Annotated in this window: 26 protein-coding genes and 1 tRNA gene; 10 read left to right on the top strand and 17 right to left on the bottom strand. The window is 56.2% G+C overall.

The genetic code is table 11. The annotated features are described in order from the left end of the window. Positions 1-87: 87 nt before the first annotated feature. Positions 88-1,470: an amidohydrolase gene (locus AC6I8D_RS04030; protein ID WP_312056888.1), complete on the top strand. Its 1,383-nt coding sequence runs from the start codon at positions 88-90 to the stop codon at positions 1,468-1,470. 54 nt (positions 1,471-1,524) lie between these two features. Here AC6I8D_RS04030 and AC6I8D_RS04025 read toward each other — a convergent pair whose 3' ends face one another. Next, entirely contained in the window at positions 1,525-1,743 is a 219-nt protein-coding gene (locus tag AC6I8D_RS04025) for a hypothetical protein (protein ID WP_031375001.1), read from the bottom strand. 413 nt (positions 1,744-2,156) lie between these two features. Here AC6I8D_RS04025 and dbpA point away from each other — a divergent pair, with 413 nt between their 5' ends. Then, positions 2,157-3,539 (top strand): ATP-dependent RNA helicase DbpA, encoded by a 1,383-nt coding sequence (gene dbpA, locus AC6I8D_RS04020; RefSeq protein WP_312056890.1) that lies wholly within the window; start codon positions 2,157-2,159, stop codon positions 3,537-3,539. A 36-nt stretch (positions 3,540-3,575) separates the two neighbouring features. On the opposite strand, the gene AC6I8D_RS04015 is transcribed toward dbpA, so the two are convergent. Continuing rightward, positions 3,576-3,968 carry a YgiW/YdeI family stress tolerance OB fold protein gene (locus tag AC6I8D_RS04015; protein WP_312758346.1) on the bottom strand — a complete coding sequence of 131 codons (393 nt, stop codon included), beginning with the start codon at positions 3,966-3,968 and terminating at the stop codon, positions 3,576-3,578. Between the two features lie 167 nt (positions 3,969-4,135). Between AC6I8D_RS04015 and AC6I8D_RS04010 the strand changes: the two genes are divergently transcribed. From AC6I8D_RS04010 to AC6I8D_RS04000, 3 genes are all read left to right on the top strand, one after another. Then, positions 4,136-5,098 (top strand): chemotaxis protein, encoded by a 963-nt coding sequence (locus AC6I8D_RS04010; protein WP_312056894.1) that lies wholly within the window; start codon positions 4,136-4,138, stop codon positions 5,096-5,098. Positions 5,099-5,186: 88 nt separating this feature from the next. Continuing rightward, on the top strand, positions 5,187-5,318 hold the full coding sequence (locus AC6I8D_RS04005) for a hypothetical protein (protein ID WP_312056896.1): 132 nt from the start codon (positions 5,187-5,189) through the stop codon (positions 5,316-5,318). 307 nt (positions 5,319-5,625) lie between these two features. Continuing rightward, entirely contained in the window at positions 5,626-7,206 is a 1,581-nt protein-coding gene (locus AC6I8D_RS04000; protein WP_312758348.1) for a methyl-accepting chemotaxis protein, read from the top strand. A gap of 339 nt (positions 7,207-7,545) precedes the next feature. On the opposite strand, the gene ymcF is transcribed toward AC6I8D_RS04000, so the two are convergent. The 11 genes from ymcF to proB form a co-directional block, all read right to left on the bottom strand. Beyond that, a complete protein-coding gene (gene ymcF / locus AC6I8D_RS03995) occupies positions 7,546-7,716 on the bottom strand; it encodes a cold shock small protein YmcF (protein ID WP_122983606.1) in 171 nt (56 codons plus the stop codon). A gap of 3 nt (positions 7,717-7,719) precedes the next feature. Continuing rightward, entirely contained in the window at positions 7,720-7,932 is a 213-nt protein-coding gene (gene cspE / locus AC6I8D_RS03990) for a transcription antiterminator/RNA stability regulator CspE (protein WP_009091867.1), read from the bottom strand. Between the two features lie 382 nt (positions 7,933-8,314). After that, positions 8,315-8,390: transfer RNA gene (locus AC6I8D_RS03985), tRNA-Thr, on the bottom strand. A 172-nt stretch (positions 8,391-8,562) separates the two neighbouring features. Then, positions 8,563-10,308, bottom strand: a complete 1,746-nt coding sequence (locus AC6I8D_RS03980; protein WP_312057656.1) for a putative phage tail protein — start codon at positions 10,306-10,308, stop codon at positions 8,563-8,565. Positions 10,309-10,512: 204 nt separating this feature from the next. After that, positions 10,513-10,806 (bottom strand): hypothetical protein, encoded by a 294-nt coding sequence (locus tag AC6I8D_RS03975; RefSeq protein WP_312057654.1) that lies wholly within the window; start codon positions 10,804-10,806, stop codon positions 10,513-10,515. Further along, complete coding sequence (locus AC6I8D_RS03970) at positions 10,803-11,150, bottom strand: DUF7940 domain-containing protein (protein WP_031374994.1); 348 nt, start codon at positions 11,148-11,150, stop codon at positions 10,803-10,805. Before AC6I8D_RS03970 ends, AC6I8D_RS03975 begins: the two co-directional genes overlap by 4 nt. Further along, positions 11,147-11,614: a lysozyme family protein gene (locus tag AC6I8D_RS03965; RefSeq protein WP_312057652.1), complete on the bottom strand. Its 468-nt coding sequence runs from the start codon at positions 11,612-11,614 to the stop codon at positions 11,147-11,149. Before AC6I8D_RS03965 ends, AC6I8D_RS03970 begins: the two co-directional genes overlap by 4 nt. Before the next feature lie 204 nt (positions 11,615-11,818). Then, positions 11,819-12,097, bottom strand: coding sequence for a transcriptional antitermination N peptide (locus AC6I8D_RS03960; RefSeq protein WP_031374992.1), 279 nt, complete (start codon positions 12,095-12,097; stop codon positions 11,819-11,821). A gap of 422 nt (positions 12,098-12,519) precedes the next feature. Next, entirely contained in the window at positions 12,520-13,251 is a 732-nt protein-coding gene (locus AC6I8D_RS03955; protein ID WP_312057693.1) for a S24 family peptidase, read from the bottom strand. Between the two features lie 361 nt (positions 13,252-13,612). Continuing rightward, positions 13,613-14,866, bottom strand: a complete 1,254-nt coding sequence (gene proA, locus AC6I8D_RS03950; RefSeq protein WP_497819677.1) for a glutamate-5-semialdehyde dehydrogenase — start codon at positions 14,864-14,866, stop codon at positions 13,613-13,615. A 10-nt stretch (positions 14,867-14,876) separates the two neighbouring features. After that, positions 14,877-15,980, bottom strand: coding sequence for a glutamate 5-kinase (gene proB / locus AC6I8D_RS03945; protein WP_312057532.1), 1,104 nt, complete (start codon positions 15,978-15,980; stop codon positions 14,877-14,879). A gap of 238 nt (positions 15,981-16,218) precedes the next feature. Between proB and ompC the strand changes: the two genes are divergently transcribed. Continuing rightward, positions 16,219-17,331 carry a porin OmpC gene (ompC, locus tag AC6I8D_RS03940; protein ID WP_312057534.1) on the top strand — a complete coding sequence of 371 codons (1,113 nt, stop codon included), beginning with the start codon at positions 16,219-16,221 and terminating at the stop codon, positions 17,329-17,331. Between the two features lie 138 nt (positions 17,332-17,469). On the opposite strand, the gene crl is transcribed toward ompC, so the two are convergent. The 3 genes from crl to gpt all read right to left on the bottom strand — a co-directional run bounded on the left by crl (position 17,470) and on the right by gpt (position 19,862). Then, entirely contained in the window at positions 17,470-17,871 is a 402-nt protein-coding gene (crl, locus tag AC6I8D_RS03935; protein ID WP_031374988.1) for a sigma factor-binding protein Crl, read from the bottom strand. Between the two features lie 167 nt (positions 17,872-18,038). Then, positions 18,039-19,286, bottom strand: coding sequence for an esterase FrsA (frsA, locus tag AC6I8D_RS03930; RefSeq protein ID WP_312057536.1), 1,248 nt, complete (start codon positions 19,284-19,286; stop codon positions 18,039-18,041). 117 nt (positions 19,287-19,403) lie between these two features. Further along, complete coding sequence (gene gpt / locus AC6I8D_RS03925; RefSeq protein ID WP_312057538.1) at positions 19,404-19,862, bottom strand: xanthine phosphoribosyltransferase; 459 nt, start codon at positions 19,860-19,862, stop codon at positions 19,404-19,406. Between the two features lie 253 nt (positions 19,863-20,115). Here gpt and pepD point away from each other — a divergent pair, with 253 nt between their 5' ends. The 4 genes from pepD (at position 20,116) to AC6I8D_RS03905 (ending at position 25,429) form a co-directional block, all read left to right on the top strand. Then, positions 20,116-21,573 carry a beta-Ala-His dipeptidase gene (gene pepD / locus AC6I8D_RS03920; protein WP_031374986.1) on the top strand — a complete coding sequence of 486 codons (1,458 nt, stop codon included), beginning with the start codon at positions 20,116-20,118 and terminating at the stop codon, positions 21,571-21,573. Between the two features lie 259 nt (positions 21,574-21,832). Continuing rightward, positions 21,833-23,338: a sugar ABC transporter ATP-binding protein gene (locus tag AC6I8D_RS03915; protein WP_497819676.1), complete on the top strand. Its 1,506-nt coding sequence runs from the start codon at positions 21,833-21,835 to the stop codon at positions 23,336-23,338. Continuing rightward, complete coding sequence (locus AC6I8D_RS03910) at positions 23,335-24,336, top strand: ABC transporter permease (RefSeq protein WP_497819675.1); 1,002 nt, start codon at positions 23,335-23,337, stop codon at positions 24,334-24,336. The genes AC6I8D_RS03915 and AC6I8D_RS03910 overlap by 4 nt, the downstream gene beginning before the upstream one ends. Positions 24,337-24,361: 25 nt before the next feature. Then, positions 24,362-25,429 (top strand): sugar ABC transporter substrate-binding protein, encoded by a 1,068-nt coding sequence (locus tag AC6I8D_RS03905; RefSeq protein ID WP_312057542.1) that lies wholly within the window; start codon positions 24,362-24,364, stop codon positions 25,427-25,429. A 52-nt stretch (positions 25,430-25,481) separates the two neighbouring features. Here the strand turns inward: AC6I8D_RS03905 and dinB are convergent, their stop codons facing one another. Continuing rightward, complete coding sequence (dinB, locus tag AC6I8D_RS03900; RefSeq protein ID WP_312057544.1) at positions 25,482-26,537, bottom strand: DNA polymerase IV; 1,056 nt, start codon at positions 26,535-26,537, stop codon at positions 25,482-25,484. Between the last annotated feature and the right edge of the window lie 116 nt (positions 26,538-26,653).

Genomic DNA, 26,653 nt, shown 5'->3' with positions numbered 1-26,653 from the left:
TTCCACTAGCCAGCAGTGGAAAATAACGCAGCAAAGCAGCTGGCCATTTGTCAGATTAACCGCTTGCCCACTTTGCAGGAGTCTCTGATGCCTACTTCCCCTTCGCCAGGCCGGCGTGACTTTCTCAGCCAGAGCGTGCGCTGGACCGCGGCAGGCGGTCTGCTGGCCGCCGGCTTTAGCCAGGCCAGCGTTGCAGCCAGCGCCCCTTCAACAGCCACCGGGCAGCCGACCGCCCTGCCGCATCAGGATCGCTATCTGCTGCGCAACGTGCGGCTGGAAGAGGAATTTGAACGCGAGGGCGACGAGATTATTGCCACCCGCACCGCGCTTTACGACCTCAGCGTGCGTGACGGAAAAATTGATCGACTGCAACCGGCAGGCCAGGGCGACCCTTCGCTGCCGGCATGGGATGCTCAGGGAGCGCTGCTGCTGCCCTCGACCCAGGATATGCATATCCACCTGGATAAGACCTTTTATGGTGGCCCGTGGCAGGCACCGCGCCCGCGTCAGGGCAAAACCATTATGGATATGATCGCCCGGGAACAGGTACTGATCCCGCAGCTGCTGCCGCATTCTCAGGCGCGGGCCGAAGGATTGATCGCGCTGCTGAACGCCAAAGGCACCACCCGCGCCCGCAGCCATTGCAATATCGATCCGGTCAGCGGCCTGCAAAGCCTCGATCACCTGCAGGCGGCACTGGCCAATCATCCCGCGTTCCCCTGTGAAATCGTAGCCTTTCCGCAGCACGGCCTGCTGCATTCTCAGGTTGATGGCCTGATGCGCGAGGCGATGCAGCGCGGCGTCCAGTACGTTGGCGGGCTCGATCCGACCAACGTGGATGGCGCGATGGAAAAATCACTGGATGCGATGTTCCGGATTGCGCTCGACTATCAGCGCGGGGTTGATATTCATCTGCATGAAACCTCAGCGGCTGGCGTGGCGGCGATTCAGTACATGATCGATACCGTGGCCAGCAACCCCGCCCTGAAAGGCAAAGTCACCCTGAGCCACGGCTTTGCGCTGGCGACGCTGGAGGGCAGCGCGCTGGAGAGGATGATTGAGGGGCTGGCGGAGCAGCAGTTCAGCGTCGCCTCTACTCTGCCGATCGGTAAACTCACCATGCCGATTCCGCAGTTACAGGCGGCCGGCATTAACGTAATGACCGGTACCGACAGCGTTATCGATCACTGGTCGCCGTTTGGCACCGGCAGCATGCTGGAAAAAGCCAATCTGTATGCGCAGCTTTATCGGGGATCGGATGAGTTTTCGCTGTCGCGGGCGCTGGCGATTGCTACCGGTAATCAGCTACCGCTGTCGGCCGAAGGCGAGCGTCAGTGGCCGAAATCGGGCGATGAAGCCAGTATGATGTTGGTGGCGGCGAGCTGTTCTGCAGAAGCGGTGGCGCGTATTTCACCGGTGGTGGCGACCTTTTCGCGCGGTAAAGCGGTATTTGCGCTGGCCTCCGCCTGAAATAACAGAGCCTCCGGTTCGGAGGCTCTGCATTTACCTGAATGGACTCACCTGTCAGGCGGTTTTAGCCCATTTATCATTCGACATCAATTCCATTGCCAGCGCATATAAGCGACGATCTTCCTGATCACAGGGCTCATCTTCCGCATAACAGCCGATCATTGAAGCGATCTTATCGGCTGATAAGCTCTCTCCATGAACGTGCAGTGTCAGTACGGCGCGGCCTACTATTTTAAGCACATTCTCATGTGGTCCCTGGATGCTATTACTCAATGAAAATACCCTCTACCGGTCGTTGTACCAGGAATATGGCGCGCTAAATATAAAGCAATTAGCGCCCGATTTTTATCGGCATTAAGGGTGATATTTTTTAATGATTAATTCTTTTACTGGAGTTATTTTTAAGGATTTATCTGATTAACAATCAAATAATTTTTTAAAAACGGCAGGTTATAAACTAATGACTGGTCTTGATGAATAAACGTAGCGGCAGTATTTTCTTTAACCACCGCTGAAGGATTAAAAAAAAACACCAATTCTGACTCTTCTTCGGTTAATTCTTATCCGATCTGCACCGAATTGTTTCATACTGCTAACCTCAAGGTTCCCGTTGCCGTCAGGCCGGCTTTCTGCCAGACTTGCGCGCGCAATAATGCCCTCCACTTTCAGCCTCAGAGGCCGCGCCCGTGACCGCTTTTTCAACCCTCAATACGCTTCCCGACAGCCAGCTCGATAACCTGCGCGAGATGGGCTATACCAGCATGACGCCGGTTCAGGCCGCCACGCTGCCCGCCATTCTGCAGGGTCGTGACGTGCGCGCGCAGGCGAAAACCGGCAGCGGCAAAACCGCCGCGTTTGGTATTGGCTTACTGCAACATATCGACAGTGCCCGGTTTCAGACCCAGGCGCTGATTCTCTGCCCGACCCGCGAACTGGCCGATCAGGTCGGTAACGTGCTGCGTCAGCTGGCACGCTTCACCCGCAATATTAAAGTTCTGACCCTGTGTGGCGGACAGCCGATGAGCGCCCAGCGTGATTCGCTGGTGCATCCACCGCATATCGTGGTCGGTACCCCGGGTCGTATTCTGGATCACATCAAACGCGAAAACCTGAAGCTGGAAAACCTGCGTACGCTGGTGCTGGATGAAGCTGACCGGATGCTGGAAATGGGCTTCCGGGACGATATGGAAACCATCATTGAGGCCACCCCCGCTTCACGCCAGACGCTGCTGTTCTCCGCCACCTGGCCAGAAGGCATTGCCGCCATCAGCAGCCGCTTTCAGCGTGATGCGCTGAGCGTGGTGACGGAAGAGGTCAGCGAACTGCCGTCGATTGAGCAGCAGTTTATTGAAGCCGGCCACGGTGAAAAGCTGTCACTGCTGATAGCCCTGCTGAGCGAACGCCAGCCTGCGTCATGCGTCGTGTTCTGTAACACCCGTCGTGAATGCGATGAGATTGCCGCGGCGCTGAACGCGCGTGATATCAGCGCACTGCCGCTGCATGGCGACCTTGAGCAGCGCGATCGTGAGCGGGTACTGATCCGCTTTGCCAACGGCAGTGGCCGGGTGCTGGTTGCCACCGATGTGGCGGCCCGTGGACTCGACATCAAATCGCTGGCAATGGTGGTGAACTATCAGCTGGCATGGGACCCGGAAGTGCATCTGCACCGTATTGGCCGCACCGCACGCGCCGGTGAGCACGGCGTCGCAGTCAGCCTGGTGGCGGCCGATGAAATGGCGCGCGCCCATGCGCTGGAAGATTTTCTGCAGCAGAAGCTGCCGTGGATTTCCGCCAGCACGCTGAAAAAAGGCAGCAGTAAACCGTTGCCAGCCGCGATGATGACCTTGTGCATTGATGGTGGCCGCAAAGCCAAAATCCGTCCGGGCGATATTCTCGGCGCACTGACCGGGGAAGCGGGTTATCGCGCCGACCAGATTGGCAAGATTGTGCTGACACCGACCCACGCTTACGTCGCGATTGACGCCGCCCAGGCGAAAGGGGCGCTGGTGAAACTGAAGCAGGGAAAAATCAAAGGCAAAGCGTGCCGGGCGATTTTGCTGAAGGATTAAATCACCACGGGCGAGGCTGAAGCCTCGCCCTGCTTATTACGGTTCGTCAATCTGGGTGACATGCAGCGTGGTTTGTTGCCCTTTGCCATGTACCTTGCCGCTGACGCGCACTTTGTCCTCAGCCGAGTAGGTTTTACCATCAAAGGTTTTCTGCGGCGCAATGATCGGTAAGGTGCCGGTATTATCGCGGAACTGGTAGGTATCGCCCTGCTCTTTCTTCACGATATAGCCTTCAAGCGTCACGTATCCGCCCTGACGGAAATCGCGAATCTGGTCGATGTGAGTCTGACCGGTATCTTCTGATCCTTTATAGCCTGCATCCTGCTTGTGCTGCGGCGGCGGCGCTTCGCCGCCCTTGTATCCTCCCTCATCGGCATACACGCCAGCACTTATTACCACCAACAGCGACGCTAAAATTACTTTTTTCATTTCACACTCCTGTATTGGAAAGGTGTCCATGTCGAACCTTCACCGATAAGCCTGGCACAATAATTGGCGTCTGTTTTATTTCACCCTTCTGTTCTCACCTTTTTCCTTTTGCTGCCGATAACCTGTTCACACCCTATTTCACCAGCTGCGTTAATGCAGAGGCAACGATGGATAATTTTCAAAAAGAGATTGATGAGAGAGCGAATCTCGCGTTATCGAATAAATTCGAACTGCTGCTGTTTCGCTTAGGTTCCGATCAGCTGAAAGGCAAGTCAGAACTGTTTGGCATTAACGTGTTCAAGCTGCGTGAAATCGTACCGATGCCAGCCATTACCAAAGCTGCGGGCATGCGCTCACCGCTGCTGGGTATGGCAAGTATTCGCGGCCAGTTCATCCCGGTTATCGACCTGCCGGCGGTAGCAGGTTGCGTGCCGGAAACCGGCCTGAATCTGCTGCTGGTAACCGAATATGCGCGCAACACCCAGGCGTTCGCCGTCGAATCGGTGGAAAACATTGTGCGTCTCGACTGGAGCCAGGTGCACACCGCAGAAGCCGGTATCGGTGGCCGCAACATTACCAGCATCGCCTGTCTGGACAGTGACAAACAGAGCAACGAACTGGCGATGGTGCTGGACGTTGAGCAAATTCTGTATGACATCATTCCTTCGGTTCGCGGTGTGGAGCCTGAAGCCACCAAAGCGCGTGAATTCAACTATCGTCCTGGAGCCGTCGCCATTGTGGCGGAAGACTCCAAAGTGGCGCGCCAGCTGCTGGAACAGGGTCTGAAGAGCATGGGGATTCCATCGCTGATGTTTAATACCGGCCTGGAAGCGTGGGAAAAACTTAAGCTGATGAGCCAGCAGGCGCAGGCGGCAGGCGAGTCGATTCACGACAAAATCGCCTTTGTCCTCACTGACCTGGAAATGCCGGAGATGGATGGTTTTACCCTGACCCGCAACATCAAGCGTGACGAAATACTGAAACGTCTGCCGGTGGTGATCCACTCTTCACTGTCAGGCAGCGCCAATGAAGATCACGTCCGCAAAGTGGGTGCCGACGGTTATGTCGCCAAGTTCGAGTTAAACGAACTCTCCGACGTGATTTTTAACGTTCTCGAAGCAGCCCGCTAAGCGAATGCAGGCCAGCGCGCTGCCGTTCGGTCTGCCGCTCTGGCCTGTTTCGCACTGCGTCTTTACTCTTTAGCCAGGAATTTTACCCATGCACAGCGAAACCTTACCTGTTACTTCCCGTCAAAACGTGCTGCGTGGCCGTTTACGTCAGCTTGCCTGGATTAGCGCCCTGACCCTTAGCATCCTGTTCTGGGTGGGCCTCTACTTCCTGGTTTTCTGATCCCTTTCATTTCTGACGGTTCAGGCTGCCAGCTTTGTGGCTGCCAGCCCAACCGCTCTCCTTCGGCCTTGCTCTTTTATCCTGGCAGTTTTGTTAAACACGATTAATCCATGCGGTTAATGGTGCGCTTTCCCCTGCCTGTTACTTCAAAAATATTAAAGGTAAAGCTTAACGCTCCGATAACAGTGTGCGCGAGATCACCCTTTTTCGGCGGCACGACGCCGGGCACAGCAGGTGAATCGCGCACAGCAGCAAGGAACCTGATTGCTGATAACACAGTGATAAATAATAAAACGGGGAAAAAAGCATGGTCAGTATCAAGAATATGAAGGTGGGTATGCGGCTCGCCGCAGCCTTCGGTATTGTTGTGGCGTTACTGATTGTCATTGGTGTGACATCCATAACGAAAATTAACAGCATCAACAGCGCGATCGCCTCGATCGTGGACGATCGTTACGTAAAAGTGCGACTGGCATTTGATGTGCGCGATGGTGTCAACGATCAGATCAAATACCTGCGCGGCATCGTGATCGACACTAACCGGCCTGAAATGAACGTGAAACGTTACGGTCAGCTGGACGAAGCGACCCAGCGTACTAACGCCGCCATGAAAAAGATCGCCGACATTCAGGTTACGGCAGTCGGTAAGAAAAAAATTGCCGGTCTGCTGGCATCGGCCGAAGCCTTTGAGAAGGTGAAAACGGAGTTGGTTACGCTGGTGAAAAGCGGCAATTTCGATGCTGCCAGCACCTATGTGCTGAAGTCGATGACCGCCACCCAGAACAAGTTCCTTGATGATGCTGTCGCATTTGCTAACTCTCAGGATTCGCAACTGCGCGGCGAAGGACAGAGTATCGTGGCCAATGGTCAGTCAGCAATTAACATCACGTTGATTTTCTCTGCGCTGGCGATTCTGGCCTCAATTATGCTGGGCCTTTTCCTGACGCGTTCGATCGTGCGCCCGCTGGTGGCCGCGGTTGATGTTGCCGAGCGCGTTGCCGCCGGCGATCTGAGCTCAAAAATTCAGGTGACGTCACGCGATGAGACCGGCGTACTGATGCAGGCGCTGCAACGGATGAATGATAATTTGCTCTCTATTGTCACCGAGGTGCGTACCGGTTCCGATACCATTGCGGTGGCTTCAAACCAGATCTCCAGCGGCAACCTTGATCTCTCTACCCGCACCGAGCAGCAGGCCAGCTCGCTGGAAGAGACCGCCTCTGCGATGGAGCAGATGACCTCTACGGTTAAACACAACGCGGATAACGCCCGTGAAGCCAACCAGCTGGTCGCCAGCACCTCCAGCGTGGCGCGTGAAGGCGGTGTGGTAATGGAGCAGGTGATTGAGAAGATGGAGGCGATCGCCCTGTCATCGAAGAAGATTGTCGACATTATCAGCGTAATTGATTCCATTGCCTTTCAGACCAACATTCTGTCGCTGAACGCAGCCGTTGAAGCCGCACGTGCCGGTGAACAGGGACGCGGCTTTGCGGTGGTCGCTTCTGAAGTGCGTAATCTGGCCCAGCGCTCAGCGTCGGCTGCCAAAGAGATCAAAGTGCTGATTGAAGATTCGGTCGCGAAGGTGGACGAAGGCAGTAAGCTGGTTACCCATGCCGGTTCTACCATTGGCGAAGTGGTCAACAGCGTACAGAGCGTGGCAAACATCATGAGTGAAATCACCATCGCCAGCAGCGAGCAAAGCAGCGGCATCAGTGAGATCAACATGGCGATTACCCAGATGGAAGCGGTGACGCAGCAGAACGCCGCGCTGGTGCAGGAAGCGTCCGCAGCTTCACAAGCCCTGCAGGATCAGGCTGAACGGATGGCGCAGGCGATGAGCGTGTTTAAGGTTGGGCAGCTCTCACTGAATGCAGCGCACAGTGCCTGATATCGTGGCTGATAAGTAGCGAAGTTTGTTCCAGCGGCCTGCTCCGGCGGGCCGTAACGTCGTTGTTCCAACAGTGTATGGCCGGATCAGCGCCTGAACCTGGCGTTAATTTCTGTTGAACAGGGAAGCGATGACGTCAGGCCGTGCGCCAGCAACAGGCGGAGCCAGGGATAAGCAACAGAATAGCGGGAACATCAGCGCAAGCTGAGACTCAGGCAGAAGCAGAAGCAGAAGCAGAAGCAGAAGCAGAAGCAGAATGACAGAAACAAAAAAGGCTGCCAGTGGCAGCCTTTAATTACAGTAAATGCAACAACGCTATAAAGCTCAGTTAGCCTTTAATCAGAGAGCGCGAGGCTGGCTCTGAAGTGCAATCCTCGCCGCGTTCACCTGAACAACGACAGATTTGCAGAAAATGCATTTCGCTCCATGCGGATTGGCTCTTGTAACATCAAAGTGTGATGTACGAAACTGTGAGCCATTACAGTGAGGACATTTAAATGTAATTTTCAGTCCTTAGAGACCAACAACGTTCGCAGCAGCTGGGCCTTTGGCGCCATTTTCTACTGTAAACTCAACTTGTTGACCTTCATCTAATGAACGGAAATCAGTGCCCTGGATTGCAGAGAAGTGTACGAATACATCTTTGCTGCCGTCCTGAGGAGAGATGAAACCGAAGCCTTTCTCTGCGTTAAACCACTTAACGGTACCGCGAATTTTGTTAGACATGCTTAAATCCTTAATATATCGAGCCTTCCGGCATAATGGCCTGAGAACAGATTTTAATCAGAACGTAAGAGAAGACTCAAAAAGAAGGGATGTCTCGCGACAAACTTAGAGATGAGAACTGCTTTGGATACTTACTTTGATAGTGTCTGTTAATCAAACCGACGATTCATTAGGCCACACTTCTTTAAGTGATGCAAGCGGCAATTGAAATTAATCGTCACAAGCTGGTTTGCGTGGGTCGCGCGCCTCCTCTACTGAACTGGAAAGAGATTGGCACCACGCGCGTTAGCGATGTCGCCCTGAACTGTTATCGGTGAGCGCGGCAAAGGTGAACCAGCCAAACAGACGTAATAGAAGAAGAGAATCTGATAAAGAGAAAAACTGGTGCCGGTAAGAGGAGTCGAACCTCCGACCTTCGCATTACGAATGCGCTGCTCTGCCAACTGAGCTATACCGGCAAACGGGTAGGATTAGCGGGGAAATACGTTAGGAAAAAAGCGGAATTACGTCAAGAGAGGCGGTGCTTAACTGCGGATTTTCGCAGCAGATCATCTGACAGCACCCTGCCCGCGGCGCAGGCGTCAGACAAAAAAAAGCGAGGCCGCAGCCTCGCCCAAAAAATGCCGATCATCAATCGTAGTAAGGGACCTTACGGTCAACGCCGTTGATATTGATCAGCACAAAACCGGTCGGCGCGGTTTTATTGGCCGGGGTTCCCGCCGCCGTTGCGAGTGTCACCACCCCTTTTTCATTGGCACCAATGCCGGCCAGTCCGTTATGCATGCCGAAGCGTGCGGCCGGTTTCAGCGTCCCTACTTTGGTAATGTCAGTCACCACCGACATATCAGACTGGAACAGCGAGCAGGAACCGGTATCGAAACGGGTCGGACCGGTGGTCTTCAGGTTGAACATGGTTTCGCCGCTGTTGGCCCGCAACTTGACCCAGACCACCGCATAGGTGGTCCCTACCCGGTTATAACGGATATCGAGCACCGAGGATTGACCCATGTGATGCGCATCCGCCCACACCGTCTCCAGTCGCTGCAGATTAATCAGCGTTCTGCCGGTCCCCGGCAGGTTGACCGGCGACCCCGCCGTGCCGGAGGGCGTAGTGGCATCCGCTTTCCCGATCAGTTCCATCACCCACGCCTGGTTAGGCGCCGGGAAGTAGAGCTGACCCAGCCGGTACCAGTTGTCGGTATCGGTGTTGTTCACCACCTTATATCCGCTGAAATAGCCAACGCGCATCGAACCGGTTGAATAGCTGCCGTGGTTTTCATCACGACGGTAACCATATTCAAAGGTCGATAACCACTTCCCGGCGGCCAGATCGTTAGTAATTTTCGCCCCGGCCTGCAGGTTAATCTGACGCATGATGACGCGGGCATTGTTGAGGTTGAGCGGCGTCCCGCAGTCTTCAATGTTCAGCGTATCAATGGTCCAGCCACCGTCCGACAGATCGCCCGGATTGCGGGTATGCTCAATCCAGACGTTACGCAGGATCCCCTGAGTCATACGCGGCATATAGAGCGTGGCGTCACCATAACCGGACTGGAAGTTGGCATTGCTTAACTCAATGGCAGTCGAGTGGTCCCAGACGCCATTGGGTGAGTTCGACCAGCCGACGTCAAACACCCGTGAAAAGGTGCTGGTGGTGTAGATCTGGTCGAACTTACTGTCGAGCGTATCCTGCAGCTTAAACACCGTGCCGCCAGTGCTTTGCGCCCGGAAGCAGCTGATATTGACGGTTTGCCCTTCGATACAGGTGTTTTCGAAGAACGGCTGATTGTTGCTGCACTGTTCGGGTAAAATAGTGACTTTGGCGCTGGTATCGGCGCTGGCCTGCCCGTTCCAGACGATGCCTTTGATGGCAGTACGGCGCGCCTTTACTTTAAACACCGTATTGGCGCTTTTATCGGAAATAATCGTGGTGCGCGGCAGTGAGCCGAGTTCCAGATCGTCCCCTAACAGGCCGAAGAACGGGATTTCGGTATCGCTGAGATCGATAGGCGAAATCAGGAAGCGGCCACCGGGAAAACGAACCGGCAGCGCTTTCACGTAGGTGTTATAGGTCTGCGTCCACGCCAGCATCCGCTTAAACGCGTCGGTATCATCAGTTACGCCATCCCCTTTCGCGCCAAAGTGCAGGATATTCACTTCAGTAGGATCGTTGATGGTGCGTTTCCAGTAAAAACCGTTGCCGATAGCGACCGTCCCGCCATCGTCTTTCAGTGGAGTCGTACTGAGGAAACCAACAAAGTCCGCGCCGCCACGGAAGCTCGAGTCTTTGTCGTAATAGCGTTTCAGGATCGCAACTTCACCTGATTTTGATGGGGGAGTCGTACGCAGTTCAGCAAAAGAGTTAACTTCGATCATAGTATCCTCCTCAGGATCACTTAGATTTATCGCTGATTATCAGCAGGTTACTTAGCAGAGGCCGGGTGGCCGCAGAGGGTGTCCCACATGTCGTTGTGGGTGTTAATAGCGCGCACGGTGCGAACGTCCATCTTTTGTGCGTCATCGCCGTAGGTATAAAGAGGGGAAAACAGAACGCAGGCTGAATCGGTTATCGCGACCGGCTCAGGGTTGGTGGTATTTCGACTGCTGCAGCTTGTCGCGAGCAGCAGTGTCATCAAGGTTGTGATTGTCAGTCGCCACACGGTTGGCCTCCTCACGGTTATGTTGTTGCTGCTGCGCGACCGCTTCGACGCGGGACGCCTGTTGTTGTGCGTTTTCGACGTCAGAGCGCGCTTTTTGCTGCACTTTGCCGATTTTTTTCCCGCCGAAATAGCTGGCCCCCAGCGCGGCAATGATGCCGGCCAGCGCCGCGATCCAGTGCCAGCCGCCGCCGAGTAACGTGGTTAACAGCGTCATGATTTGGTTACCTCCGCCCGCTGCTTCTCATTCAGCAGGTTTTTCTGACGAACAAATTGGGCAATCACCCCCATCGCCACCATGAAAGCGCCGACCAGCCCGAGGTAGTTGTGCGGCAGAATCGCTTTGACGTCTTCCGGCAGTACGCTCCAGGCATCGACGGCGGCGGAGGGAAAGGATTGCGCCCAGGCGCTGAGCATCGATCCCAGCGAGGCGAGCCAGACCGACCAGGTTTTGAATAACAGACGGGCGTGGGAGACAAATTGCAGGGTGGTAAAGCGCTGCAGCAGCAGCAGAATGATGATCGCCGTCAGCACGGCAATCAGGAACATCAGCCATCTCATAGCAGCCCCCTGTACACCGCATAGGTGCCGCTACGCATCACTTCAGCATGACGCCGGGCGCGGCCTGGCGTTTGCCGCGCCCACAGACTGTTCATCATCGCGTCCGCGGCTTCGTTGAAGTTCTCACTGACAATGGCGCTGAGCATGTTTTTAAACTGCATCACACCATCAACCCCCAGCTGATAGGCCATGCTCAGCAGTACGTCGGTGCGGGCGTCGTTGCACTTCGCCAGCGCATTACGCAGCAGCTCCCGACTCTGCATGTCCTGCACCTTGCCTTCCAGAATGCATTGCTTCCATACATCCCCGACGCGTCGCGGAACACGGAACGCATAGTTACTCAGCGATGCGCCTTTCGGACCGATACGGATCCCTCCCGCGACCGTCGGAAAGCCGAGCGTGTCGAGATAAGGCACGTCGGCATAGCCTTCTTCAAAATTCAGCATTGCAATTATCTGGCTCATAACGATTCCTCAATGACGGGTCAGAGCAACTCACCCTGTGAAAAAATACATAACGTTCGCTGATCAATACTCCTCACGCCGCCAGCCGCAGGCAGGGGTGACTCTCCAGTTAAACTGAACAGTAAATAACCGGATTGCGGCCAGTGAAAAATGGAGGTAACTGGAATTGAACAGGGAGTAAGAACGGGAGGTTTCTGACGCTAATCAGCGCACTGCGTAGAGATGCACGTGCGGCAGACAGCAATTGTCGAAGCTGGGCGTTTCCTGATTTTTGGCGCGTGGCGCGGTTATCGCACGATCAACGCGCGGAGTGACCTGACGCTGGCAGATTTGCTCTGCACGTCGCAGGGTGGGTGTTTCGGGTGGGAAGTTCAGTGCCTGGTCGATGCTCTGTTTCAGGCTGCTGAGAGGTTGGCGCCGCCGATGGCGACGAGTACGTGCGTTGCCCATAAAAACGCTTTTGCCATAGTGAATTATCGCCATAACTCCTCCTGTGAATGAGTCTTTGGCGATGGGGTGGCAGGCGCGAGCTTTCGGCGAACCGAACGGGCCCGAATGTCGCGATTCACGCTCGCACACTCACCGCCCGGCTGCTTGAGCAGCCAGGTGGAAAGTAGGCGAAGGGGAATAAACGGCATCTGACGACGCTGCATTTTGCGCATCCACCCCATCCCAAAGTTCACTGACTTTTGGGTGGTTTGATTCGCGCTTGTGCAGCGCCTCAATTGTTTAAGAGCGGGTCATCCCTGAAAGAACTGCTTCGTTCATCCATGTTCAAATTATTAACAGGTTCTTATGCTTTATCAAACACTGTTGGTTAATTTTTTATTTACCGCTGGTTAAATTTTTGAATTTATGTCGATTATTTTTTTGCAGGCTAACGGTCTCGCCCGCTGACAGCGCGCTTAACCGAGGATCTGATAGTGTCGTGCCTGGCTCATGATGACTTTCGCCAGCACCTTCAGGCTGGCCACATCATCGTGGTTGAGATACCAGGTTTCATAGCGTTTATTGTCTGATATTACAGCGATTTTCTTGTGCTGTAGCTGCAGGCGCTTCAGGTAGAGCTGCTCATCGAGGGTGAAAATGTAGATGCCGTCACCGTCAAACATCCGCACGCTGATGTCGACAAACAGCTGGTCGCGCGGCGCAAAGGTGTCGGCCATCGAATCGCTGTTGATGGCGATCAGGCGGATATTTTCTGCCGGACGGCCGTTGAAAAGCACCCGCGCCTCATCCTGACCGTACTCGATGGCCTGGATGGTTTCGACAAACTCATCGCGCGCAGGCAGACCCGCCGCACTTTTCTGGCCTATATCGAGGCTATCAACGCGAAAAGCGTTTTTATGGCCAGTCAGTGCGCTTAACGTCACCGGTTCAGCAGGATGCTCCATTCCGTACTGCAGCCACTCTACCCTGACGCCAAGCAGCTGACTGAGGGCCAGCAGATTGCCGCCATCGGGCACTGACTGGGCGTTGAACCACTTCCACACTCCCGGCGTTGAAATCTTACAGCCCTGCTGTTGCAGGGCCTTAGCAACCTGTTTGTTTCGTCCATGTCCGACAATGCCGGCACTCTCACAGGCCGCAATCAGCCTGGCGGTGAAAGCTTGTCTTGTACTTTCTTTTTTAACCATTAGTTAATAATCAGCCATAGAGGAGGTACTGGATGTTATTTTCATTATTGCTACCAGTTCATTTTATATTACCGTCCGTTTACTACCTAACCGCTTTATCAAGCATTTCTAATTATCATTATCCCTTGCCGTTTGCAGCTGAACAAAAAATATTGCCTCAGGCCGCGCACAGCCCCGGCTTTCAGGAATCTTCCGTAACGAATTGCGTGAAATTCAGCCAGCTTTTTTAGCTGAAACGACCCGGCAGTGACGAAAAATTAACTTACAGGCGAGAAACTCCAGATTTAACTGGACCGAAACAAGTGGCTAAAAAAAAACGGGAGTCTGTAAAAGACTCCCGTTTTGTTAAAAAAAGGGGGGATTATGGCCGCAGCGTGTCGTCGCCCCAGGCAATCCATTTGTAGGTGGTTAGCGCCTCTAATCCCATCGGCCCGCGAGCGTGCAGCTTCTGGGTACTGACGGCGACTTCCGCCCCCAGACCGAACTGTCCGCCGTCGGTAAAGCGGGTGCTGGCGTTAACGTAGACCGCAGACGAGTCAACCTGACGAACAAAGCGCGTGGCATTGCGGGTGCTGCGGGTCAGAATGGCATCGGAATGCTGGGTGCCGTGCGTCCGGATATGATCAATCGCCTGATCCATATCCGCCACTAGCTTCACGTTAAGATCGAGCGACAGCCATTCATCATCGTACTGCGGCAGACTGACCGGCATCACCTGCGCCGGACCCGCCTGCAGCTGCGCCAGCACGTTGCTGTCAGCATGCAGCACAATATTTTCCTGCGCCATTCGGGCGCTGAAGGCTGGCAGGAAGCGGTCGGCAATCGCCTGATCTACCAGCAGCGTCTCCAGCGAATTACAGGCGCTGGGGCGCTGCTTCTTGGCATTGACGATCACCTCAAGCGCCGGTTCAATCTCCATGGTTTCATCGATATAGATGTGGCATACGCCGATTCCGCCGGTGATCACCGGAATGGTGGAGTTTTCGCGGCACAGCTTATGCAGCGCCGCGCCGCCGCGCGGAATCAGCATATCGACATAGCGATCCAGCTTTAGTAGCTGATTCACCAGTTCACGATCGGGATTCTCGATCGCCTGGATGATAGCCGTCGGCAGGCCGTGCTGCTGCAAGGCGTTCTGGATGACCCGCACCGTGGCGGCATTGGTGCGCCACGTCTCTTTACCGCCGCGCAGAATCGCTGCATTGCCGGTTTTCAGACACAGGCTGGCGACATCTACCGTCACATTGGGACGCGCTTCGTAAATCACCGCCACCACCCCGAGCGGCACACGGCGGCGTTCGATACGCAGCCCGCTGTCGAGCTGGCCGCCATCGATCAACTGCCCGACCGGATCGGCCAGCTGACAAACCTGACGAACGTCACTGGCGATGCCGCTCAGCCGCGGTGGATTCAGCGTCAGCCGATCTAACAGCGCCGCGCTCATGCCGTTCTGACGCGCCTCGGCCAGGTCCTGTTCATTGGCGGCCAGAATGTCGGCGCTTTCGGCTTCCAGACGATCGGCAATGGTCATCAGGACCTGATTTTTCTCTGCGGTCGACAGATCGGCCACGCGATAGGCTGCCGCGCGGGCCGCTTTTCCCATCTCTTCAAGCATTGTCTGCTCCTTAACTGACGATCATGTCGTCGCGGTGAACCGCCACCGGGCCATATTCATAGCCGAGGATCTCACTGATCTGCTGGCTGTGGTGGCCGGCAATCATTCGCATCGCATCGCTGTTATAGCGTGACACGCCGTGGGCGATATCGCGTCCCTGCAGGCTGCGGATACGGATCACTTCACCGCGGGAGAAATTGCCCTGAATGGCGCGGATCCCTTTCGGCAGCAGTGAACTGCCACGTTCAATAATCGCGGCCAGCGCGCCATCATCCACCGTTAGTTCGCCCGCCGGCGGTGCGCCGAATATCCAGCGTTTGCGGTTTTCCAGCGGCGACTGCTGAGCATGAAACAGCGTGCCGACGGGTTTGCCGTCAATCACATCGCCGATCACCCCGCTGCGGCTGCCTGAAGCGATGATCACCTCAATGCCGGCACGGCAGGCGACATCGGCCGCCTGAAGCTTGGTTGACATGCCGCCGGTGCCTAGCCCGGAAACGCTGCCGCCGGCTAATGAGCGTAACGCATCATCAATCACATGCACGTCGCTGATCAGCTCAGCGTCGGGATTATTACGCGGATCGGCGGTAAACAGCCCCGGTTGATCGGTCAGCAGCAGCAGCTTGTCGGCCCCGCCGAGCATCGCGGCCAGCGCCGAGAGGTTGTCATTGTCGCCCACTTTAATCTCGGCGGTCGCCACCGCATCGTTCTCATTGATCACCGGTACGATGTGGTTATCCAGCAGCGCGCGCAGCGTGTCGCGGGCATTCAGAAAACGCTCGCGATCTTCCATATCGGCGCGGGTCAGCAACATCTGACCGATGTGGATGCCGTAGATAGAGAATAACTGTTCCCACAGCTGGATCAGACGGCTTTGCCCCACCGCAGCCAGCAGCTGCTTTGAGGCGATGGTCGGCGGCAGTTCGGGGTAGCCCAGATGTTCGCGTCCGGCCGCCATCGCGCCAGAGGTCACAATCACAATGCGGTGGCCTGCAGCATGTTGCTGCGCACACTGGCGAACCAGCTCCACCATATGCGCCCGATTCAGCCGGCGTGAACCGCCGGTGAGAACGCTGGTACCCAATTTGACCACTAAGGTCTGACTGCCACTCATATTTCCTGCCGTAGTGAAAAATTTTTACGAAAGGACGTTTTAACAGGAGTCGATAAGGAAGCCAACAGCCAGCGGGGGAAAAGCACGATTTTACGCGGACAAGGGCGTAGACCAAAAGTTCACGATTAACAAGAAATCACGAAAAGCGTCATAAAAAGTTCATCACCGCCCGGTAAAAAGTCGGTGCTTTACAAAAACTTTCACAACTTTTTGACGTACACATTGGGATTGATAGCAAATGAAGAAAAGCACACTGGCAATGATCATCTCTGCTCTGGCGCTGGCGTCGACCGCACAGGCCGCCGAAGTCTATAACAAAGATGGCAACAAACTGGACTTTTACGGCAAAGTTAAAGCTGAGCATTACTTCAGCGATAATGCCGGCTCAGATGGCGACAAATCCTACGTGCGTATCGGCTTCAAAGGCCAGACGCAGATTAACGATCTGATGACCGGTTACGGTCAGTGGGAATATCAGTACAACGTCAACAACTCCGAAGGCAGCGATGCCAACAACGGCAACAAAACCCGTCTCGGTTTTGCCGGCCTGAAATTCTCACAGTATGGCTCGGTCGATTACGGTCGTAACTACGGCGTGCTGTATGACGTGGAGTCATGGACCGACGTGTTCCCGGAATTTGGCGGTGACGGCACCGCGCGTTCTGATAACTTTATGACCCAGCGCGCCACCGGCGTCGCAACCTACCGCAACAATAACTTCTTCGGCCTGGTGGATGGTCTGAAATTTGCGCTGCAGTATCAGGGCAAAAATGACGCCAGCAGCGCCAATAGCCGTACCGATATCAACCGCCAGAACGGCGATGGCTACGGTGCATCACTCGGTTATACGCTGGGCGACACCGGCGTGAGCCTGATGAGTGCCATCACCTCATCTGACCGCACCAACCAGCAGCAGGCCCGCGCTTACGGCGGCGGCGATCGCGCGGATTCCTGGGGCGCAGGCGTCAAATATGATGCGAACAGCGTTTACCTGGCGGCGATTTATACCGACACCCGTAACATGACGCCAATCAGCGGTACCAACCGCAACACCGGTGCCGCAGTGGCCGGTGCTGCCAACAAAGCGCAGAACATCGAGCTGGTGGCGCAGTATCAGTTTGATTTCGGCCTGCGTCCTTCTATCGGCTATGTGCAGACCAAAGGCAAAGATATTGAAAACGGGATCGGCGATGCGGATCTGGTGAAATATATCGATGTGGGTGCCACCTACTACTTCAACAAAAATATGTCCGCCTTTGTGGATTACAAAATTAACCAGCTGGATGACGACAACGCGCTGTCAATCAACAATGATGACGTGGTTGCCGTGGGCATGACCTACCAGTTCTGATATCTGTCGGGCCGGCGCCGTCCCTGTTGATTGCTGTGGCGGCGGCGGGTCCGCAGTGCGTTACCCTCAATGTGAATGTGTCTGATAAAAAAAGGGCGAGTTTTTCAACTCGCCCTTTCTTATTGCTGAACGCTGTAATCAGGCACTCAGTTTCACCGGTTTCTCATCGAAGTCGCTGGCCGGAATCAGATCAAGCTCAAATTCGTGCAGCATCGCTTTCAGACGGGTATGAAAGTTACGTAAGGTCTCTTCGACTCGCGCCGTATTCTCTTTGCCTTTAACCGTCGCCACAGACCAGTCGCCCTCTTTATCGAACAGACCGATATGGTAGACATAGGTAAAGTGATCGGCCTGCGCTTCCAGCTCCATCCACCAGCCCCAGAATTCACGCAGTTCCGGTGCCGGTTTCACATTGACGCAGGCAGCCAGGCAGTCGAAAAAGAAACGGGTTTCACCACATTTCCCATCGCGGATATACGGTCCCAGCTCAGTGAAGCGCTTAAGCAGGCGACTGCGGGGGTGACCACTCGGTAACGTCATGCTAATTCTCCATAGGTTTTGACCGATATCGATCCTCAATCATCCGGACTGTCGCCGCCCGCTTCACGCCACGTCACCGGCATAACCGCCCGGAGTCAGCGAAGCGCGCTGCAACAGCCCGCAATAATTCAGGTAGTAGTTGTAGCAAATACTGTAAATTTTGCCAGTTACCTTTTTAAACGCTTCTCCAGCCAGTCGCAAATTTCATTTAGCGCCCGATCAAAACTGACCATCATCGGTTTCACCGGAATCAGCAGCGCTTTGCCCTCCGCCGAGGAGTTAGCGATCAGTTTGCTCTCCTCTTCCGGGCTGAACAAATCGTTCTGCCAGTAGCCTGACAGCATCGGCGTCGGGGTACGCCGGCCCAGCAGCCCCTGGGTCTTCAGCGAATAGCGGTTAAGCTCGGTACGCAGCGCGCTGTCAGACGAGGAGGCCATGCCGAGCCGGCTTGCCAGCATATCCATGTACATATCCGGAATCTCATCCTGCAGCGCAGTCTGGGTCAGCAGCGCATGCACAATCGGGCCGAGACAGGCGACCGCCCGCAGCCGTGGCGACTCAAGGTAAGCCAGCCGCACCGCCACGTTGGCACCAAAGCGATAGCCAAACGCCGCCACGCGGGTGTGATCGACCCACGGCACCGTTTCCAGCTGACGCAGTACCTGCTGATGCAAAAAGCTGGTGTCCTGATTCAGCGTCCACTTCACCGAGTTGCCGACCGACGGCACATCAATGGTCAGCATCGCGATGCCGCGCGGCGCAAGATAGTCATGAAACAGGCGGTAATGGTCGCTTTGCAGCGAGTCGAGTGCGCCACAGAACAGGACGGTCGGATAAGGAGCGTCGACGCCTGCCGGCATATGCAGGAAACCGCTGACCGGACTGCCGCCGCTGATAGCGAAAGTCAGCGGCTTCAGCTCACCCGGCAGACGCTGCGTCGCCTCTTCATAGGCGCGGTTAGCCAGCGTCTGGGCCTGGTCGGCCAGCTCATCGCCTTTGATGTAGGGATAGGCGGCTACGCTGTAAAGATGGGCAGCATGCAGCCAGTATTCGCCCGCTTCGCTGTCATCGCTGCACTCCAGCGCTTTCTGCTGCCAGAAGCCCGCCTGGCGGCACCATTCGAAATTCCAGTTGCCGCCGCGAAAACCGATCACGGTGTCCAGCAGCGTCTCATCGGTATGCTCAACGTCGCTGATGGCGATGCGCGCCAGCACTTCGCTAATCTCCTGCGGCGTCAGGCCGCGCCAGGTCCACATCAGCTTATTCAGCATGCGATACCAGCCGCGCTGGCTGTCGCCATCAAGGGCGGAGTGCACGTCCGGGGTCGCGTGATGCTGGCGACGCACTAAAGAAGAGGTTTCAGGATGTTTAAAGCGTGGTTTGAACAACTCTTCGCTGAGATTTTTGCTCGACATACTCACTTCTCCTGCGGCATAAAACGGCGATGGCTTAGTGTACTGTACGCCAAATCAGGGTGCGAGGTGCAGAAAGCACAACGCCCGGAAAACCGGGCGTTGTTGAGGCAGGATTAATCAGTTTTTTACAATCGGCGGAATGTAGACCACGCCCATATCCCATGGCTGTTCAATCCAGGTGTTCTGTGGAATGTCGACGATGTAATCATCGACCAGCTGGCGGCCAGCAGGCTTGGCAAAAATGGTGCAGAAGCGGGCTTTCGGGTACATCTCGCGGATCGCCTGCGCTGTTCCGCCGGTATCCACCAGGTCGTCAATCACGATGAAGCCTTCGCCATCGCCTTCGGCGCGCTTCAGCACTTTCATTTCGCGCTGATGATCGTGATCGTAGCTGGAGATGCAAACGGTATCGACATAGCGAATCCCCAGTTCACGCGCCAGCAGCGAAGCCGGTACCAGACCGCCGCGGCTGACCGCGATAATGCCTGTCCACTGTTCAACAGGAAGCAGGCGCTGAGCCAGTTTACGGGCATGAATCTGTAGCATGTCCCAGGTAACGACGTATTTTTCGCTCATAGAATAGGAATCCCAGCCAACCGGAGTGGCTTAAAAATGTGCAACGGGGAAAAGGTTGCGCGAGATTATAAGGAGTTGACGCGCTAAAAACCAGCGCCCGTGCGTCGGTTGCGGCTTTTTAGCGCGTCTGAGTGCGCACCCGGGGAAAAACAGTGATATTCTCAGGCCATCTCGCCAGATTCGCTGGCGGCGATCTTTCACTGGAAACTCGCGATGTCCGGCTGGTCCGGCGCACTGACACAGGAGACTTGTCGTGTCTGAATTGTCTCAACTCTCTCCACAGCCACTGTGGGATATTTTCGCTAAGATTTGCTCTATTCCTCATCCCTCTTTTCATGAAGAAGCGCTGGCCAGTTACATCGTCGGCTGGGCCAAAGAGCAAGGCTTCTGGTGTGAGCGCGATCAGGTCGGCAATATCCTGATTCGTAAACCCGCCACCGCCGGGATGGAAAACCGCAAGCCGGTCGCGCTGCAGGCGCACCTCGATATGGTGCCGCAGAAGAATAACGATACCGTACACGACTTTACCAAAGATCCGATTCAGCCGTGGATTGACGGCGAATGGGTCAAAGCGCGCGGCACCACGCTGGGGGCTGACAACGGCATCGGTATGGCATCGGCGCTGGCGGTACTGGCTGACAGCAGCCTGACCCACGGCCCGCTGGAAGTGCTGCTGACCATGACCGAAGAAACCGGCATGGATGGCGCTTTTGGTCTGCAACCCAACTGGCTGCAGGCCGAAATTCTGATCAACACCGACTCGGAAGAAGAAGGTGAGATCTACATGGGATGCGCGGGCGGTATCGACTTCGTTACCACCCTGCCACTGACCCGTGAAGCGGTGCCTGCCAGCTTTGAAACCCTGAAGCTGACGCTGAAAGGGCTGCGCGGCGGCCACTCCGGTGCCGACATTCATATGGGCCTCGGCAACGCCAACAAGCTGCTGGCGCGTTTCCTGGCGGCGCACGCTGCCGAACTGGATCTGCGTCTGCTGGCGTTCAGCGGCGGTACGCTGCGTAACGCCATTCCGCGTGAAGCCTTTGCAACCGTTGCAGTCGACAGCCACCAGGCCGATGCGCTGAAATCGGCTGCGGCGCATTTCCTGACCGCCATCCAGAACGAGCACGGCATTAAAGAGCCGAACATCGCGCTGGTCACCGAACCGCTGGCGCATCAGGGTGAAGCATTAACCGCCGACAGCCGCGATCGCTTCCTTAATCTGTTGAACAGCACGCCGAACGGCGTAATCCGTAACTCAGACGTCGCCAAAGGCGTGGTCGAAACCTCGCTGAATATCGGCGTGGTGACGATGGAAGCGGATAAAGCAGAAATTAACTGCCTGATCCGTTCACTGATCGACACCGGACGCGATTATGTGGTGCAGATGCTGACCTCGCTGGGCCAGCTGGCAGGCGCGCAGACCAAAGCGAAAGGCGGCTACCCAGGCTGGCAGCCAGACGCGGACTCGCCGATCATGGCGCTGACCCGTCAGACCTATATCGCGCTGTTCGACAAAACGCCAAACATTCAGGTGATTCACGCCGGTCTGGAGTGCGGTCTGTTCAAAAAACCGTATCCGCAGATGGATATGGTGTCGATCGGTCCGACCATTACCGGCCCGCACTCACCGGATGAGCAGGTACATATTGAAAGCGTCGGCCTTTACTGGAAATTGCTGACCACCTTGCTGAATGTGGTGCCAGAAAAGTAATCTCACCGCAAAAAGTTTAACCAGGCTTCGGCCTGGTTTTTTTATGCCCGCCGCGCCGTAACAGCATAATTCACCACCCCGAACGCCCTTCCCCACCTGAATACGCCACGCTTTCACGCTTCGCTGGTTTTAGCCGCCGTTATGTCCAGATGTCTGGATGGCTAATACCGTTTCGTGCTAGCTTATGCGCTTTCGGTCGTTGCCGCGCCTGAAGCTTCAGGAAAAAATGCGGCCAGTGATTCTTCAGGAGAATGGTGACATGGCTGCGTTAAACCGCCTCGAGATGCGTAACATCTCCATCGCTTTTGGCGGATTTGCCGCACTCTCATCGGTAGATTTCGTCAGTGAAGGCCACTCTGTTCACGCGCTGACCGGCGCGAATGGCGCAGGAAAATCGACCCTGATGGCGGTGCTGTCCGGCGCTCACAGTCACTACAGCGGCGAGATCCTGCTGGATGGCGTTCCGGTCACCCTCCGCAGCCCGCGCGAGGCGAAGCAGCTGGGGATTCATCTGGTGCAGCAGGAGGTTGATGTGGCGCTGGTGCAACAGCTCAGCGTGGCGGAAAACATTCTGCTGGATCGGCTGGCGGAACCGGGTCACCGCTACCGCTGGGGTGAGATACGTCGTCAGGCGCGAACCTTACTGGCGCAGCTGGAGGTGACGCTGGACGTCAATCGGCTGGTCGAGCGCTGCACCCTGGCTGAAAAGCAACAGATCCTGCTGGCGCGTGCGCTGTCGCATCATTGCCGCTTTCTGATTCTGGATGAACCCACCGCCCCGCTCGACCAGCATGAGAGCGAGCGGCTGTTCACCGTGGTGCGTCGCCTGCAGGCCAGCGGTATCGGGGTGATATTTATCTCTCACCGGATTCACGAACTGAAAGCGATTTGCGATCGCCTGACGGTGCTGCGCGACGGCCGGCTGATTGAGAGTGGCCCGATGGCAGCGCTAAGCGGCGAGCAGATTGTGGAAAAAATGCTTGGGCATCAGCTCACCGACATCTATCCCGCCCGGCGTGAACCACAGCCACAGCCGCTGCTGCTGGCGGTCGACGGACTGCATGATGAACACCTGTTGCAGGATATCTCGCTGCGGCTGCATCAGGGCGAAATTCTCGGCATCGCCGGACTGGCCGGTGCCGGCAAGACTGAACTGTGCAAAGCGCTGTTTGGTGCCAGTAAAAGCCGCGTCAGTCGGGGAGAGCTGCACGGCCAGCCGTGGCAGCCGCGCTCCCCGCACGATTCGGTCAGCCGGCGCATGGCGCTGGTGCCGGAAGAGCGGCGTAAAGAGGGCATCTTTATTGATGAGTCGGTGGCGATGAATCTGAGCGTCAGCGCGGACGACAGTTTCTCGCGATGGAGCCTGTTCGGCCATCGCCAGGCGTGGCGCTGGGCAGAGGACATCATTCAGCGACTTCAGGTGCGGACCACCGGTCCGGCCCAACCACTGCGCCGCCTCTCCGGGGGGAATCAGCAAAAAGTGGCGATTGGCAAATGGCTGCGTAACAACGCCGACGTGCTGATTTTCGATGAGCCGACTAAAGGCGTCGATATCAAAGCCAAAACCGAACTGTTCACTCTGATCGACGGTCTGGCGCGCGAAGGCAAAGGCATTATCTACGCGTCAGGTGAATTTTCTGAACTGGTCGGCTTATGCGACCGGATTTGTGTGCTCTGGGATGGACGCATTGTGGCTGAACTGGCCGCGCGCGATGTCACTGAAGAGACGCTTTTGCTTTATTCCACCGGAGGAATCCCTGCGTGAGCAGCAAAGAAACCAGCCTGAATCTGCCGTCATCTTCATGGAGTCATCAACTGTTCGACTTCCTCTATAAATGGGGCATGTTACTGACGGTGGTGATCCTGATCGCCGCCTTTGGCATGGCCTCAGACAGTTTTCTCGAACCCAACAACATCATCAATATTCTGCGATCGATAGCGATTGTTACGGTCATCGCGGTCGGCGTATCGATCTCACTGACCGTCGGCGGCTTCGATCTGTCGGTCGGCTCGACCGCTTCGCTGGCCAACGCGCTGGTGATTTCGCTGTTTGTCTGGTACGGCCTCGACACCACCGAAGCGATCGTGATTACCCTGGCGCTCTGCAGCCTGGTCGGGCTGTTTAACGCCTTTCTGATTGTCATCCTGCGGATCCCCGACATGCTGGCCACGCTGGCGACGCTGTTTGTGATTCAGGGCGTGGCGATGACCTACAGCTTTGGCGGCTCGATCACGGAAAACATGGTGTTGCCGAGCGGCGATATGGCGGAAGGCACAATCCCGGCGGCGTTTGGCCTGCTGGGTCAGGTGCCAACCATCGTCATCATTATGCTGGTGGTAACGGTCGTGGCTCAGCTGGCGCTGTCGCTGACCAAACATGGCCGCCGGATGTATGCCCTCGGCGGCAATCCCGAAGCGGCGCGCCTCTCTGGTATCCGCACTACCCGCTATCGCGTGCTGGCCTATGTGATCGCCTCGCTGCTGGCCGGGCTGGGCGGCATTCTGCTGGCCTCGCGTATTGGTTCATCACAGGTTAACGCCGGTAGCGGCTACCTGATGGATGCGGTGGCGGCGGCGTGGATTGGCTTCTCGCTGGCGGGATCGGGCAAACCGAATGCGCTCGGCACGCTGGTCGGCGCGGTGATCCTCGGGGTATTGCAGAACGGCCTGGTGATGCTCTCCGTCCCCTATTACGCCATGGACATTATTAAAGGGCTGGTGCTGGCTTTGGCACTGGCAATCACCTATATCCAGCGCCGCTGAGGCGCACTGACCGGAGTTGCTACTAATGCAAAAAATAACGCTCTCGCTGCTGGCCCTGAGCCTGCTGAACGCCAGCGCCGCTTTCGCGGAGACCGTCACCCCGGTGCCCGCGGCGATCGCCAGCCACGACGGCCCGATCCGCATCGCGGTGATCCGTAACCTCGGTTCTGACGACAACACCACCCAGTTTGTCGCCGGTGCGATTCAGCAGGGCCGTCAGCTCGGCTTTAAGGTCAGCACTTTCCTCAGCAACGGCGACGACGCGCGTTTTCAGGATTTCGTTAACCAGGCGATCAGCCAGAAGTATGACGGCATCGTGCTATCACACGGTAAAGCGCCCTACGCCAGCGGTCTGGTCAAACGCATCGCCGAGGCCGGCATTAAGCTGTCAGTGTTTGATACCCCGGTTGATAGCCCGATTGAAGGCGTGACCGTGACGGCGCAGGATGACGCCTCGCTGGCGCAGCTGTCGCTGGGTCAGTTAATCAGCGATTTCAACGGCAAAGCCAACATCGTCAAACTGTGGGTAGCCGGCTTCCCGCCAATGGAACGCCGTCAGGTGGTGTACGAGAAACTGCTGAAGGAGAATCCTGGCATCCATCAGCTGGAGTCGATTGGCGCGGTTTCTACCGATGTACAGGGCGATACTGCGAACAAGATTGGCGCGATTCTGGCGAAATACCCGAAAGGCAAGATTGACGCCATCTGGGGCGCGTGGGACGCCTTCAGCCAGGGCGCCTATAAAGCGCTGCAGGAGAATGGCCGAACCGAAATCAAGCTCTACAGCATCGATGTCTCAAACCAGGATTTGCAGCTGATGCGTGAGAAGAACAGCCCGTGGGTGCAGACCGTGGCGGTGGATCCGAAAACTATTGGCGCGGTGAACATGCGTCTGGTAGCGAAAAAGATTGCCGGTGAAGCGACGCCAGCCACCTATCAGTTTAAGGCTGCCTCGATCTCTCAGCAGCAGCTCAACAGCCAGTCCGGCGCGGTGAACGTTGCCTCGCTGAATAAAATCGTCCCCGGCTGGGGCGGTAATGACGATTTCGTCGCGCCGTGGTTCGCCACCCTGGCAGCCAAAAATCACAAGTAAGTGACGGCGCGTCAGCGCTGGCAGGCTGACGCGCACTTATCGCCAGACCGCGCTACAACCCCAGCAACAGCTGTCGTTCCAGCTGCGGATCGAGCAGGGTGACGTGCAGCCCCACCAGCCTGACGCCCCGCCCGACCCGACGCTCATCCCAGGTTTTTTTGGCAATCGCGATCATGTCCTCTTTATTCAGCACCGGCCAGATGTGCTCCTGCGTAGTCTGCTGAAAGTCGCTGAACTTCAGTTTCACGCCCTGCCGCGCCACCTGCTTATCGGGACGGATCTGGCTCAGCCGGCGATCCAGTTCGGCATAGAGAAAATCGATGATCTCCAGGCAGGCGTCCCAGTCGTGAATGTCCTCGGCCAGCGTACGCTCAACCCCAAGTGATTTACGTTCCCGCTCAACCACCACGCCGCGCTCGTCAATGCCGTTGCTGCGCTCCCACAACACCCGGCCAAACTTACCAAAGCGCTTCAGCAGCTGGGCTAAATCCGCCTTCTGCACATCCCCGCAGGTCACCAGGCCCATCTCCTCCAGCTTTTTTGCCGACACCTTGCCCACGCCCGGAATTTTCGCCAGCGGCAGCGTCAGTAAAAAACCGGACATCTCCGCCGGCGTGATAACAAACTGTCCATCCGGCTTATTCATGTCGGAGGCGATTTTCGCCAGAAACTTAATCGGTGCGATGCCGGCCGAGGCGGTCAGCTGCGTTTCACGCAGGATAGTCGCGCGAATGTGCTGGGCGATCAGGGTGGCGGAACCGTGGCAGTGCGGACTGTCGGTCACGTCCAGATAGGCTTCATCCAGCGACAGCGGTTCAATCAGCGGAGTGTAGCGGGAGAAGATCTCGCGGATCTGCGCCGAGGCCTCTTTATAGGCGTCAAAGCGGCCTGGCAGCAGCCGCAAATGGGGACATAGCTTGAGCGCCATCCCGGTCGGCATGGCGCTGCGCACGCCATATTTGCGCGCCGGGTAGTTAGCGGTACTGATGACACCGCGACGTTCGCGGCTGCCGCCGATGGCAATCGGGATGTCACGCAACAGGGGATTATCGCGCATCTCCACCGCAGCATAGAAGCAGTCCATATCGACATGAATGATTTTACGCATACCCCCTCCAGCACTGGATAAGTATACAGTTGGCGAAGGTAACTGCAATATTTGTCGCGGCCGGCATTAAAGTTTACAAATTTCTGGCCGTATTCTGTTCAGGAAATCGCGAATTT

This window comes from Pantoea sp. X-Soil-MYKO-1785, from assembly GCF_059730675.1.
Note: the sequence above shows the minus strand (reverse complement) of the source record. Positions and strands in the feature narration are given on the sequence as shown.

What these genes read in the sequence shown, in the direction of transcription:
- dinB (WP_312057544.1), bottom strand. Translation starts at nt 26,537, where the DNA reads ATGCGTAAAATCATTCATGTCGATATGGACTGCTTCTATGCTGCGGTG.
- gpt (WP_312057538.1), bottom strand. Translation starts at nt 19,862, where the DNA reads ATGAGCGAAAAATACGTCGTTACCTGGGACATGCTACAGATTCATGCC.
- AC6I8D_RS03980 (WP_312057656.1), bottom strand. Translation starts at nt 10,308, where the DNA reads ATGATCGAAGTTAACTCTTTTGCTGAACTGCGTACGACTCCCCCATCA.
- frsA (WP_312057536.1), bottom strand. Translation starts at nt 19,286, where the DNA reads ATGTCGAGCAAAAATCTCAGCGAAGAGTTGTTCAAACCACGCTTTAAA.
- proA (WP_497819677.1), bottom strand. Translation starts at nt 14,866, where the DNA reads ATGCTTGAAGAGATGGGAAAAGCGGCCCGCGCGGCAGCCTATCGCGTG.
- AC6I8D_RS04000 (WP_312758348.1), top strand. Translation starts at nt 5,626, where the DNA reads ATGGTCAGTATCAAGAATATGAAGGTGGGTATGCGGCTCGCCGCAGCC.
- AC6I8D_RS04030 (WP_312056888.1), top strand. Translation starts at nt 88, where the DNA reads ATGCCTACTTCCCCTTCGCCAGGCCGGCGTGACTTTCTCAGCCAGAGC.
- AC6I8D_RS03955 (WP_312057693.1), bottom strand. Translation starts at nt 13,251, where the DNA reads ATGGTTAAAAAAGAAAGTACAAGACAAGCTTTCACCGCCAGGCTGATT.
- AC6I8D_RS03970 (WP_031374994.1), bottom strand. Translation starts at nt 11,150, where the DNA reads ATGAGATGGCTGATGTTCCTGATTGCCGTGCTGACGGCGATCATCATT.
- AC6I8D_RS04015 (WP_312758346.1), bottom strand. Translation starts at nt 3,968, where the DNA reads ATGAAAAAAGTAATTTTAGCGTCGCTGTTGGTGGTAATAAGTGCTGGC.
- crl (WP_031374988.1), bottom strand. Translation starts at nt 17,871, where the DNA reads ATGACGTTACCGAGTGGTCACCCCCGCAGTCGCCTGCTTAAGCGCTTC.
- cspE (WP_009091867.1), bottom strand. Translation starts at nt 7,932, where the DNA reads ATGTCTAACAAAATTCGCGGTACCGTTAAGTGGTTTAACGCAGAGAAA.
- ompC (WP_312057534.1), top strand. Translation starts at nt 16,219, where the DNA reads ATGAAGAAAAGCACACTGGCAATGATCATCTCTGCTCTGGCGCTGGCG.
- AC6I8D_RS03965 (WP_312057652.1), bottom strand. Translation starts at nt 11,614, where the DNA reads ATGAGCCAGATAATTGCAATGCTGAATTTTGAAGAAGGCTATGCCGAC.
- proB (WP_312057532.1), bottom strand. Translation starts at nt 15,980, where the DNA reads ATGAGTGGCAGTCAGACCTTAGTGGTCAAATTGGGTACCAGCGTTCTC.
- AC6I8D_RS03960 (WP_031374992.1), bottom strand. Translation starts at nt 12,097, where the DNA reads ATGGCGATAATTCACTATGGCAAAAGCGTTTTTATGGGCAACGCACGT.
- AC6I8D_RS04010 (WP_312056894.1), top strand. Translation starts at nt 4,136, where the DNA reads ATGGATAATTTTCAAAAAGAGATTGATGAGAGAGCGAATCTCGCGTTA.
- AC6I8D_RS03915 (WP_497819676.1), top strand. Translation starts at nt 21,833, where the DNA reads ATGGCTGCGTTAAACCGCCTCGAGATGCGTAACATCTCCATCGCTTTT.
- AC6I8D_RS04005 (WP_312056896.1), top strand. Translation starts at nt 5,187, where the DNA reads ATGCACAGCGAAACCTTACCTGTTACTTCCCGTCAAAACGTGCTGCGT.
- AC6I8D_RS03905 (WP_312057542.1), top strand. Translation starts at nt 24,362, where the DNA reads ATGCAAAAAATAACGCTCTCGCTGCTGGCCCTGAGCCTGCTGAACGCC.
- AC6I8D_RS03975 (WP_312057654.1), bottom strand. Translation starts at nt 10,806, where the DNA reads ATGACGCTGTTAACCACGTTACTCGGCGGCGGCTGGCACTGGATCGCG.